Below are 12,172 nucleotides of genomic sequence, written 5' to 3'. Positions count from 1 at the left end.
TAGGAAAGCACAAAAACACATTTGTTAATTTTGCTCGCCAAAAACCTCGAACTAGGAAGAATACAAATTACATCATGGATTAATTAACAATAATTTCTGGTGGTGGAACTAATCCTTTTCTAATGGCTTCTTCATAACTACTTCCTTAAATAAAAGTTAATTCTTGATTAATGCCCTTCACATTATAAAGTGCAGCATCAATCATAGTGCTGTAGTTAACTAATTGAGCCTCTAACCTGACTAGTTCAGCACCACACTTATGATCATAGCATCCATATTTATATCCCTTTGAGAGGTATTTAAAGAAATACCAATGCTCCTTTTGGCGTGCATTTTTTGCAGGTTTCAGAAACTTTCCAGAAGTCTTTATGATATTATTTAATATACTCTCATGTGTTGAATCCACCAAAGTGCCGAAATAGACAATATCTTTTTCGTGAATTTTGCCTTTAGAATCTACTTTAAACAGGTAAAGTCCAATATCTGAACGACATGATGCATTTTGAGAAGAAAGATAGGCTCCTATAGTTAAATCACTAATTAGCAATTGTCTTGAACTATCTTCAGTTAGTTTAATGGCTGAATTACCTTTATAGGTAAAGGGTCCACTTAATTTGGTTTTACTGTATTGCCCATTTACCAAAAGAGGAGAACAGAAAAAAACAATTAATAAAATCATTAATAATACCTTAAACAACCTGTGATATATTTCTTGCATATGAATCTAAACGCGTTTATGTAACTCCAAAAAGGTTATATATTTGGGGGAAACTGATAAGTTATCATAGATTGTATTGATGGCCGACCAATAGAATTGTTCGTTATTTTCTATTTGTTTTAGAATCTCAATTGCAGCTTTGTCATTGCATTTTGAAGAATCAGCATAAATAGAAAATTTGAAAATATACCATTGATTTAATTTTAATAAGGATTTACTTTGGGGCTTTAAAACCCAAGAGATTGATTTTATATTGGCAATAATTTCATCTTTAGTCGAATCTAATAAAGTGCCCATATATTTAATCTCTTTAGCACTTACTTTTCCTTTGTTGTTTAATTTAAAAATGAATATACCAATCTCATTATGGCAAGATGTATTCAAATTAGTTAAATGGATTTTATGTATTAAGTGTTGAATTAAATTATTGTTTGATTTGTCAAATGATATTTTAGATAAAGGGGTATTATTCTCAAGGGATAGTTGCATTAAATTTGTGCTTTTCTGACCGAATAATACTTTAGGAGAAAACCCTATTAAAAAAATGAGAGCTAAAGCCTTCAAGGGGAATGATTTCATGGGAAAAATAGCTGTCGATTTCATAAAAAATATTTTGGGACGTGACGTTTTCTAAGTTTTCTTTTAACACTTTCCTCATAATTACCACAAACAAGTCGAGTGAAATTACTATCGGATTTAAGTATATCTTTTACTATAATGCTGATTGTAGAACTTAATGTGTTTCTCTGATTGGATAATTCCCATGTTGTATTAATAACTTCTTTTCCACCACAGTTTGAGTCATACCCAACAGAGAAATATTCAATTAAATACCAGTGGTATTTTTTTAAAGATTTGTCTTGATATATTTTATATTTCCCTGAAGTCAATTTAATATTAGAAATTATATCATTCCGCGTAGAATCCAACAAGTCCCCAAACCATTTTATGCCATTGGGGTCTATATTACCTGTTGAATTTACTTTGAACAAAAAAAGCCCTACTTCTGAAAAACAAGATGGTTTACGTGTTGAAAAATAAATGTTTTTGGTTACGTCATTAATTAAAAGCTTGTGCGAGCTATCTAAGGATATTTCTCGCGTTGAATTTCCTTTGTAGCTATAATTTGCGGCTTTATTTTTTTTATAAGTTTGGCCACAAATTAAGTTAGAAACTAAAAGCATTATAGCCGTAAAATACTTTACCGAATTAATTTTACTTACAATATGTTCCATCTATCTTATTTTTAAAATTTTCAAATATTTCATCAACCGTATCTTGTACTCTGCTATCTAAATTTATGTAATAGGGTGTGAATTCCAAACCGGTTAGTCTTAATGCTTCAGCATCTAGTTTTGACACTGTTGGAAATCTTTTCATTAAAATTTCACTTAGTAAATTTAAATAATGGGCTGATGTCATCGTATTATGTTGTATATCGTTATCCCAAACCTCTTTCTTAGTTGTTCCTAAGTAGGCATGAATTATTTCATGATATAATACAAGTGCCATTAATTCATTTGAACATGATGGTAATATATTTAAATTTAATGTTATCAAAGTCTCATTTTCATTTATGGCTTTTGTTTGAGCAAATCTAGACGATGGTAGGTTTCTAGATTCTGTAAAGTAAATTGTTTTGGGCGGTTTTTTGAAATATTTAACTATGCCACCTAAGTCATATTTAGAATTAATTACACCATTTATAGCTTGAATTAAACATTTATTTGTTACATTATTACCAATCGAAAAAAGTAACGCTTCAGAGGGATCAAAATTTATATCATATGAATCACTTGATGGAGCACCACCTCCTCCACCAAAAAACGAAGGAATTGAAGGATTATAGCTCCCTCCACCTTCACTGTAAATGATGGGGATATCTGCCAACGTCCCTTCCATGGGCAGTCTCTGCCCAATACAATATACATCTGGAAGTTGCACATTCATCTCTTTTACAGTTGATCCATCAAGTTCATTTTTTTTCCTCGGTTTTGCAACCCTTTTAGTTTTGGTCAAAACACCATCACGAATTACCTCATCAAACAGGTTAAGCACCTGGATGTTAATACGAGTTTCATCTTTTGGAGTATAAAGTTTGTAAAATCCTTTTTGGATACCGTTTTCGGAATAAATAATTAAATCCTTCATTCCCGCTTTTGACATCACAGGTATTTGGTAAGCTTGTGAGCTGTCTGGCATTGCAAAGGGTATGGTATATTTCCATAAAACGGGCTCATCAATAGAAGTCATTTTATTGAAAGCATACCATTGTCTTAATTCTTGATATGGCTCTGATGGCTCCATCAAAGCCTCCTTACTACACGAATTCAACAACAAGAGAGATAATAATCCGATTAACAGTTTGAAAAAACTTTCAGGGGTTAAATGAATAACTCGAAATTCACTTGAGGTAAATGGTACTTTGTTTTCCATAATAAAAGATGTTTTTATCTCGATTTTAGCTAGGCCAAAATAGAGGATAGGTGAGAATCATCCATACGTTGGATGATTAAAACAAATTATTAAGGGGTAGAACAGTATTATTGGAACAGAAAAATTTCAATAATAAAAGGCGATAAATGCAGACCTAAAATTCAAAATTGATTAAGTCTCTAGGTCGAAATTAGATTTTTTTTGTAAAAAAACAATTTAGAAAGAAAAAATCTTAAAAAATAAAAGTTCAAAGATCAAAGTTGGAATCCCCTGCGGGGATGACTTCAGAAATGTTTATCAGTATCAGCTACGACGCAGCTAACATCCTAAACGTCAAAAAAGCGGCAATTGCCGCTTTTTTGATTCCAAATCTATACTCTCTACTCTCCTCTCTCTACTCTTAAATTTCCACCTCCACGTTTTCAAAACTCAACTCCCCCTTCGCATCCAACTCCATCATCACCGCTGAATCTTTCACGATTTTTCCTGACAAAATAGCCTTAGACAATTCATTCAGCACCGCTTTTTGAAGCACACGTTTCATCGGACGACCACCGTAATTCGGGTCATATCCATCTGTTGCGAGTTTGTTCAAGGCTTCCTCTGAAGCTTCCAACGTGATATTTTGTTCTGCTAAACGCTTTTGAACCTCCTTGAACTGAATCGCCAAAATTTTACGTGCGTGCTCTAAGGTCAATGGTTCGAACAGCACGACTTCATCGACGCGGTTCAAGAATTCAGGACGGACTACTTGTTTCAGTAATGTCATTACTTCTTCTTTGGTCTCCTCTAAAATCAAGGCATTATTCCAGCCTTCCATCTGAGCCATTTTCTCTTGAATCAAGTGGCTACCGATGTTAGACGTCATAATGATGATCGTGTTCTTAAAGTTCGCGGTGCGACCCTTGTTATCTGTTAATCGCCCCTCGTCTAATACTTGTAATAAGATGTTCCAAACGTCTGGATGCGCCTTTTCGATCTCATCCAATAACACGACCGAGTAAGGTTTGCGACGAACGGCCTCTGTTAATTGACCACCCTCATCGTAGCCCACGTATCCCGGAGGCGCTCCCACTAAGCGGCTTACCGCGTGGCGTTCCTGGTATTCTGACATGTCGATGCGGATCATCGCGTTCTCGTCGTTGAATAGGTAGGAGGCCAAAGTCTTGGCTAATTCCGTCTTCCCCACCCCAGTCGTACCTAAGAAGATGAACGAACCGATCGGACGCTTCGGATCTTGCAATCCCGCTCGAGAGCGGCGCACCGCATCCGAAACCATTTCGATCGCTTGGTCTTGACCTGCTACACGTTTGTGCAGCTCATCTTCCAAATGCAATAATTTCTCCACCTCCGTTTGCAACATACGGCTCACAGGAATTCCAGTCCATTTTGCTACGACTTCGGCAACATTTTCAGCTGTTACTTCCTCTTGCAGCATCGAATTCTCTCCTGCTGGCTGTGCTTGCATATCTTTTAACTTCTGTTCCGACTCAACTAAACGACCATAGCGAATTTCGGCTACCTTGCCGTAATCGCCTTGACGTTCCGCTTGTTCCGCTTCTAGTTTCAAGCGATCGATCGTCTCCTTCTCGGCGCGGACCGCATCGAGCACGGATTTCTCTGCTTGCCATTTGGCCTTCAAGGCATCCCTTTTCTCTGATAAATCCGCTAAATCACGGGATAATATCGTTTCTTTCTCCTTGTTATTCTCACGGCGAATCGCTTCGCGCTCGATTTCCAGTTGCATAATCTTGCGCTGGATGTCATCGATTTCCTCCGGAACGGAGTCGATTTCGAGGCGCATTTTGGCAGCCGCTTCATCCATCAAATCGATCGCCTTATCGGGCAAGAAACGATCTGAGATGTAGCGGTTAGATAATTCTACCGCCGCGATCACCGCGTCATCCTGAATACGCACCCCGTGGTGCAATTCGTACTTATCCTTGATCCCGCGAAGAATGGAGATCGCATCTGCCACATCCGGTTCTTCCACTAAAACGGATTGAAAACGACGCTCGAGGGCTTTGTCTTTCTCGATGTATTTTTGGTACTCTTTCAAAGTCGTGGCACCGATCGCATGCAGTTCCCCACGCGCTAAGGCTGGTTTTAATAAGTTCGCTGCGTCCATCGCTCCTTCGCCTCCGCCGCCTGCACCGATCAAGGTGTGGATTTCATCGATGAATAAGACAATTTCTCCGTCAGAGTCGGTTACTTCTTTGATGACCGCCTTTAAACGCTCCTCAAATTCCCCTTTGTACTTGGCCCCCGCGACTAAAAGTCCCATATCGAGCGACATCACGATTTTGGATTTCAAGTTTTCAGGCACGTCTCCAGAGACGATACGTTGGGCTAGACCTTCTACAATAGCGGTTTTACCTACGCCTGGCTCCCCTAAAAGGATGGGATTGTTTTTCGTTCTGCGGGATAATATCTGCAAGACACGGCGAATTTCTTCGTCACGTCCAATGACCGGATCGATTTTTCCGGCTTTCGCTAATTCATTTAAATTCTTACCGTATTTTTCCAAAGACTGGTAAGTACCTTCTGCATGTGGATCGTTCACTTTTCTATTTCCTCTTAATTCTGTGATGGATTTCTTGAAATTTGCACTATTGATGCCCAGGGACTTTAATAGGTCTGCAACGGCATCTTTGGATTCGATTAGAGCGAGAAATAAAATCTCTACGCTGACATACGAATCGCCAAATTCAGTTTTCAAAGCCTCCGCTTTCGTCAATACCTGCTGTAAAGCATTGCTCGCATAAGGCTGAGCGCCTGATACTTTCGGGTAAGAAGAAAGGATGGATTGTAATTTCTCTTGAATTTGTAGAACAGACACGCCATTCTTCTTTAAAAGAAAGGCGGATGTTTGGGTGTCGTCTTGCAAGATGGCTTGCAAAAGGTGACCCGTTTCAATGGCTTGCTGGCCATTCTGGCTAGCGATTTCCATCGCGTTTTGAATAATATGTCCAGCTTGTGATGTGTAATTATTGTGGTTCATATCGGCTAGGTTTTCCCCCTACCTAGCAAATGAATACCCAATCGATATATTCGGAAAAAATGGCATTACATTTCGCAAAACGAAAAGAGAAAACACGCCAAAATGGCGCATATTAGGCGAATTTGGCTTTAATCGCGTCTTCGAAATTCTTTAAAGCAATTTGCAGATCGACAATCTCGGTGGCGAATTGGGTGAAATCGCAGACTTTGGCCTTCAATTCGATCTTTTCACAAATCGAATGCACCTGCGCGGCACCTAAGGTACCTGAATTTCCCTTTAAGGTATGTAGTTCGGATTGAACGCCTTTGCAGCTTCCGCCAGCATGAGCTGAAATAGCAGCCGCAATCTGTTCTTTGGCCTCCGCGATAAACTCTTCTAACATACTTTGAACAAAGGCCGGATCTCCACCTACTGCATCCGAAAGCGAGGCTAATACCTCTTCATCCACCACAAAACCTGTAGACACCTCGGCCTCCTGAATGACGCCATGTCCCTCGGACACCCAGCGAGCCACCATCGCAATGATTTGCTGCGCTCGAATCGGTTTAGCTAAATAATCATCCATTCCGGCTGCCAAGAAGCGCTCGCGATCTTCTTTCATCGCATAGGCCGTCATCGCCACGATAGGTGGTAAAGCGGCTAAATTCAATGCTTTCAGGCGACGTGTAGTCTCCATCCCATCCATTTCTGGCATTTGAATATCCATCAAGACCAAATCAAAATTCGCGTCTTTTTGCAATAAACCAATGGCTTCCTGGCCACTGGAGGCCATCAAAACCTCACAACCCGCCTTCATCAAAATCTGACTCGCTACCTTGCGATTCGTGGCATTATCGTCCACTAACAAGACACGCGCATGTACAGAATGCAAAGTCCCTGAAATCGACAAATTCTCCTCTTTCTTCGTTTTCGCCGCTAAAGCCGAATCCCCGATCGCGAGTTTAATCCTAAACCAAAACGTACTTCCCTTTCCTTCCACAGATTCCACCCCGATATCACCTTCCATCATCTTACAGAATTCTCGAGAAATCGCTAATCCTAAACCAGTGCCGCCATAATTCTTCGAAGTGGAATTATCGACTTGTTGGAACGCATTGAAGAGCTTTTCTAAATTCGTAGGACTGATACCAATCCCCGTATCCGAAACCCGCACTTCTAATTCAGTCGCATCGGAAGAAACCGAAATAGGCTTCACTGTAATCGAAACGGAACCATTCTCTGTAAACTTCAGCGCATTTGATGTAAGATTCGAAAGAATCTGTAATAAGCGCGTCTCATCTGCTTTGACATAGGCGGGCACTTTATCGTCTAGTTTATACGAGACTTTATTCCCTTTCTGATGCGCTAATGGCGTAAATAAGGCCATCAAGCGATCGAAAACATCCTCTAGCAGAATATCCATAGGATGTAAGACCATTTTACCGGCTTCGATTTTGGCCAAATCCAGAATATCATTCAAAATATGCAATAGCGTCTCCGACGACTTGCGTATCGTTTGTAAATAATCCCGTTGTTCTTCCTCCAGCGGTGTATCGCAAAGCAAGTCCACCATCCCGATCACCCCATTCATAGGTGTCCGAATTTCGTGCGACATATTCGCCAAAAACTGTTCCTTCACCTTCAACGAGTGCTCCGCTTGTTCGCGGGCTTCCACCAATTCTATTTGGTACTTCTTAATATCCGTAATATCCCGAGCGATACCAGAAACTTCTGAGATTATTCCCTGGTCTAAAATGGGATTCAAATAAATCTCTAACCAGCGATCCGTCCCATCTTTCTTATTCAGAAAAAGCTCAAAGTGCTGTTTCGTACCTCTAAACGCTTGTTTATAATGCTCCTCCATCGCCTTGCGTTGCTCCGGCGCCATCATCTTGAATCCCATCGTCTCCGAGCTGAAATTCAATTGTGGCGTAAACCCCAGTTCTTGCTGCAATAAGTCCGCATAGTCGTGGTTAAAGCTCATCAATAGTAAGCGTTTATTCACAGACCACATGAGGTGAGACGAACTTTCGAAGATGGAATTTAATCGAGCCGTTTCTCTGGCCAAAGCCTCTTCCGCCTGCTTCCTCGATATCGCAATGGCCACTTGCCCCGAAATAAAGTCCAATAACTCTAAATCTCGGTTCTCGTACTTGTTCGCCCGCTCATAGGACTTTACTCCAATGATACCCGTCACCCGATCACCGATGCGGAGGGGAACACAGAGCATAACTTTGGGAACCACCCCATACAAGTAAATCTTCTTCTCTGCCGCTAACTGATGGATCTCATCATCGTGCAAGATCAAAGGCTTATTCGCCATCAAGGCATATTCCGTCAAGCCATTCCCTAGGCGGCGCTTAGTAAAGTGCACCCGGGAATTAAAGTACTCATCGATGTAGTAAGGGAAATAAATATAGCTCTTCCCCGGATCGTATTGCGCGATGAAGAAGTTCTTCACGTCGATCACCTCGCCTAATTGCTTGTGGATGTTCACAAACAGATCATCCAGATTCGAGGAATTGATCGCAACTTGGGAAATGGAGGAGAATAATTTATTCGCCCGCTCCGCCCGGACTTTAGCCGTAGAGTTGTGAAGAATACAACGATAAGCGGTAGGCACACCCCGTTCGAATCGGCAAGTCACTGAACCAGACACATACAGCCGGCGTCCGTCTTTACGCTTGAATACGGCTGTAAATTCTGGAATGTCTTCCCCTTTCGATAACGCATCGAATTGCGCTTGTGTCTGGTGTGCAAACTCGGGATGAAGTACATCCTGTATTTTTAGATCTTTGGCTTCCTCCTCCGTGTATCCCATGGTTTCTAACCAAGCACGGTTCACGAATAGGAAACGACCGGTCACCCCAGTGATTTGGATGAGGTCGGTGGTATTGTTAATTAAGTCTTGTAATTGGGCATTAGAGCGGGAAAGGGCTTCCGATACTTTCTTCTTCTCGCTGACATCCTCCCCTATGATACTCAGGAAATTATCGCTCACCACAGTAGAAGCGACTTCTACCCATTTGATGGCCCCTGATTTCGTTTTATAATTCCGTTCGCGTTCTTCGAATAGACCTCCGGTCTGGATGGCTTTGTCAAAAGAGGTTCTTCGTATTTCACTTTCGCCATCTGGAACAAGGGTAGAAAAGAAGTCCATTCCATTTAATTCCCCCGGCTTGTACCCTAGCAATTGGTGCGTGTAGGCATTCGCATGCGAGATAGTTCCATCCAGCGCCATTACGATGCCAAAAAGCTTCAGGGAATCCAATGTTTTAATCAGGGCCTGCCTATCCTCCATGCCTTTAATCGAAAATTTTGCTTAAATGTACAAAAAAGGGCTTAATTTTACTCCTTAAACCCCAGAGACCCGGTGCAAGTAAGAGCAAAAAAGAGTTTAGGACAACATTTTTTAAATGATTTAGACGCGGCAAAGCGCATCGTAGATGGCTTGCAGCCCGCTGGAGCCTATACGAAAGTATTGGAGATTGGGCCGGGGATGGGTGTGTTGACACAGTTTTTGGTCAAAAAAACGGAATACGAAACCTCCCTCATCGAAATCGACAAAGAGTCCGTGGACTACCTGCGTAAGAACTACTTAGAATTTACGGGTCCGCGTCTAATCGATGGCGATTTCTTGCGGTATCCATTGGAGAATATTTTTGGCGAAGAAAAATTCGCCATCGTGGGCAACTTCCCCTATTTCATTTCGACACAGATCTTTTTCCGCATTTTGGAATACAAAGACCAATGTATCGAAGTGGTGGGCATGCTGCAAAAAGAAGTAGCAGTGCGCCTCGCGGCAAAACCAGGCAATAAGGATTACGGCATTCTAAGTGTACTATTACAGGCCTTCTACGATATCGAATACTTATTCAGCCTAGGACCGGAGGTATTTACACCTCCTCCCAAAGTTAACTCCGGCGTCATTCGTTTAGTTCGAAACTGGGACAAAAAACTAGAATGCGATCCAGCGAAATTCAAGTCTTTAGTAAAGATGGCCTTTAACCAACGTCGAAAGACTTTGCGTAATGCCCTCAGAGCCTTGCAATTACCTGAACATCCATTGCTCAGCAAACGTGCCGAACAATTAGGTGTCGCTGAGTTCACCGAGTTAACGATTTTATGGAAAGATAATGGCTACCTAGGCGCTTAATCGATCTATTTTTACTAATTTGCGCTGTTTCATCTAAAATCCCTCACACCATGGAAGAAGTTAACCCAAATCACCTTCCGTTTGAACTAACTAAAGAGTTCATAGAGGACATTCGCCTGCTCATAGAAAATCAGGAGAATGAGGGTATTTTATTGAAGCTAGACGGCTTATTCCCTGCGGACATCACGCACATCTTAATCGAGTTAACGACGGAAGAAGCGAAATACATTGTGTTATTAATAGACACAAAAATCGCCGCCGAAATCATCTCTACCCTCGATACCGATGACCGCAAGAAATTCTTAAAGAACTTTACCTCCAAGGAAATCGCGCAATACATTAACGTGATCGATTCCGATGATGCGGTGGATATTCTCAATGAACAACCGGTCAAAGTACGAGAGGAAGTGATCGCACTACTGAAAGACCGCGAACAGGCCCGTTTCATTATCGATTTAATGCATTACGACGAAGACTGTGCTGGTGGTCTAATGCAGAAAGAGTTAATTAAGATTAACATCTCCCAAACCGTGACCGAATGTGTCGAGGAAATCCGCAAGCAAGCGGAGGACGTGGAGAAAGTGTATTCGGTATACGTGATCGACGACGATGGAAAGTTATTAGGGACGGTTTCCTTAAAGAAAATCATTTTAGCGAAGCGTGGTTCTAAGATCGCTGACGTCTACGAAGATGATGAAATTGTTTCGGTTCAAACCTATGCCTCCGGCGAGGAAGTAGCCGATTTAATGCAGAAATACGATTTAGAGGCCATTCCGGTGGTTAATATTCAAGGCCGTTTACTAGGCCGCATTACCATTGATGACGTGGTCGATTTCATCACAGAATCTGCGCAAGAAGATATTCAAGTCATGGCCGGTATCTCGGAAGACGTGGAAGAAGATGACTCCGTGTGGTTATTAGTGCGTTCGCGTCTGCCTTGGTTGATTGGTGGCATGGTGGGCAGTTTTTTAGCGGCCAAAATCATTGATCGGTTCGACGATACCATCTCCCTTTTACCTGCTATTTCTGCCTTTATTCCTTTGATCGGTTCGACTGGCGGTAACGTAGGCATACAGTCCTCTTCGTTAATTGTGCAATCCTTAGCAGATAAAAGTGGCTTAGATACCACGTTATGGAAACGTCTTCAGAAAGTGCTATTAGTGGCCCTCATTAACGCGTTAATTGCGGCGATATTCGCATTTGGATGTTCTTTATTAGTAGATTCAGGCCAAATCATGTTATCCATGACCGTTTCCATCTCACTTTTCGCGGTGGTAATGCTGGCTAGTTTAATGGGTACCATAACCCCCTTGGTATTAAATCAATTAAAGATTAATCCAGCGGTGGCGAGTGGTCCCTTTATCACGACGACGAACGACATTCTAGGCTATGGAGTCTATTTCATGATCGTCTACTTACTCCTGTAATCTCATGATTGCCGTTATTCAACGCGTAAGTCAAGCTACATTGCACATTGAGGGTGCATTGCAGGCTTCCATTCAACAGGGCTTTGTTGTTTTACTAGGCATTCACGTGGACGACACGCCGGAAGATGTGGCTTATTTAGCTGGTAAAATAGCTGGATTACGGATTTTCTCTGATGAAGAGGGAAAAATGAATTTGGATTTACAGGCCATTCAAGGCGAAATCTTATTAGTGAGTCAGTTTACCCTATATGCGGCGACTCGCAAGGGGAATCGCCCTAGCTTTTTAGAATCCGCCAGACCTGAACAAGCGATTCCGTTGTATGAATTGATGATTAAATCCTTGTCAGACAAAGTAGGTAAACAAATCCAAACCGGCGTCTTCGGAGCCGATATGCAAATCAACTTGACAAACGATGGACCAGTTACCATCATCATCGACTCTAAAAACCCTTAAT

9 protein-coding genes are annotated in these 12,172 nt (G+C 41.5%); 3 read left to right on the top strand and 6 right to left on the bottom strand.

Features of this window, described 5'->3' with window-relative positions; genetic code table 11:
- Nucleotides 1–145 precede the first annotated feature (145 nt).
- The 6 genes from SKC35_RS02060 to SKC35_RS02035 form a co-directional block, all read right to left on the bottom strand.
- On the bottom strand, nt 146–718 hold the full coding sequence (locus tag SKC35_RS02060) for a hypothetical protein (protein ID WP_377977832.1): 573 nt from the start codon (nt 716–718) through the stop codon (nt 146–148).
- Nucleotides 719–724: 6 nt separating this feature from the next.
- Entirely contained in the window at nt 725–1,321 is a 597-nt protein-coding gene (locus SKC35_RS02055; protein ID WP_377977831.1) for a hypothetical protein, read from the bottom strand.
- Nucleotides 1,318–1,953: a hypothetical protein gene (locus tag SKC35_RS02050; RefSeq protein ID WP_377977830.1), complete on the bottom strand. Its 636-nt coding sequence runs from the start codon at nt 1,951–1,953 to the stop codon at nt 1,318–1,320. Before SKC35_RS02050 ends, SKC35_RS02055 begins: the two co-directional genes overlap by 4 nt.
- On the bottom strand, nt 1,934–3,154 hold the full coding sequence (locus tag SKC35_RS02045) for a hypothetical protein (RefSeq protein WP_377977829.1): 1,221 nt from the start codon (nt 3,152–3,154) through the stop codon (nt 1,934–1,936). The genes SKC35_RS02050 and SKC35_RS02045 overlap by 20 nt, the downstream gene beginning before the upstream one ends.
- Nucleotides 3,155–3,554: 400 nt before the next feature.
- Nucleotides 3,555–6,155 (bottom strand): ATP-dependent chaperone ClpB, encoded by a 2,601-nt coding sequence (gene clpB / locus SKC35_RS02040; RefSeq protein ID WP_377977828.1) that lies wholly within the window; start codon nt 6,153–6,155, stop codon nt 3,555–3,557.
- Between the two features lie 112 nt (nt 6,156–6,267).
- On the bottom strand, nt 6,268–9,435 hold the full coding sequence (locus SKC35_RS02035; RefSeq protein WP_377977827.1) for a PAS domain S-box protein: 3,168 nt from the start codon (nt 9,433–9,435) through the stop codon (nt 6,268–6,270).
- A gap of 72 nt (nt 9,436–9,507) precedes the next feature.
- Here SKC35_RS02035 and rsmA point away from each other — a divergent pair, with 72 nt between their 5' ends.
- From rsmA to dtd, 3 genes are read left to right on the top strand one after another with little or no spacing between them, the layout of a single operon-like run.
- Nucleotides 9,508–10,290 (top strand): 16S rRNA (adenine(1518)-N(6)/adenine(1519)-N(6))-dimethyltransferase RsmA, encoded by a 783-nt coding sequence (rsmA, locus tag SKC35_RS02030; protein ID WP_223130364.1) that lies wholly within the window; start codon nt 9,508–9,510, stop codon nt 10,288–10,290.
- A gap of 50 nt (nt 10,291–10,340) precedes the next feature.
- Nucleotides 10,341–11,717 carry a magnesium transporter gene (mgtE, locus tag SKC35_RS02025; RefSeq protein ID WP_377977826.1) on the top strand — a complete coding sequence of 459 codons (1,377 nt, stop codon included), beginning with the start codon at nt 10,341–10,343 and terminating at the stop codon, nt 11,715–11,717.
- Nucleotides 11,718–11,721: 4 nt separating this feature from the next.
- Nucleotides 11,722–12,171: a D-aminoacyl-tRNA deacylase gene (dtd, locus tag SKC35_RS02020; RefSeq protein ID WP_377977825.1), complete on the top strand. Its 450-nt coding sequence runs from the start codon at nt 11,722–11,724 to the stop codon at nt 12,169–12,171.
- The last annotated feature ends 1 nt before the right edge of the window (nt 12,172 follow it).

Source organism: Aquirufa originis (assembly GCF_042714495.1).
Lineage (GTDB): Bacteria > Bacteroidota > Bacteroidia > Cytophagales > Spirosomataceae > Aquirufa > Aquirufa originis.
The sequence above is the reverse complement of the archived record's forward strand: the minus strand, read 5'-3'. Positions and strand labels throughout refer to the sequence as shown.

Bases quoted from the DNA above. Each gene is read 5' to 3' on its own strand.
- SKC35_RS02060 (WP_377977832.1), bottom strand. From the start codon at position 718: ATGCAAGAAATATATCACAGGTTGTTTAAGGTATTATTAATGATTTTA.
- SKC35_RS02055 (WP_377977831.1), bottom strand. From the start codon at position 1,321: ATGAAATCGACAGCTATTTTTCCCATGAAATCATTCCCCTTGAAGGCT.
- SKC35_RS02050 (WP_377977830.1), bottom strand. From the start codon at position 1,953: ATGGAACATATTGTAAGTAAAATTAATTCGGTAAAGTATTTTACGGCT.
- SKC35_RS02045 (WP_377977829.1), bottom strand. From the start codon at position 3,154: ATGGAAAACAAAGTACCATTTACCTCAAGTGAATTTCGAGTTATTCAT.
- clpB (WP_377977828.1), bottom strand. From the start codon at position 6,155: ATGAACCACAATAATTACACATCACAAGCTGGACATATTATTCAAAAC.
- SKC35_RS02035 (WP_377977827.1), bottom strand. From the start codon at position 9,435: ATGGAGGATAGGCAGGCCCTGATTAAAACATTGGATTCCCTGAAGCTT.
- mgtE (WP_377977826.1), top strand. From the start codon at position 10,341: ATGGAAGAAGTTAACCCAAATCACCTTCCGTTTGAACTAACTAAAGAG.
- dtd (WP_377977825.1), top strand. From the start codon at position 11,722: ATGATTGCCGTTATTCAACGCGTAAGTCAAGCTACATTGCACATTGAG.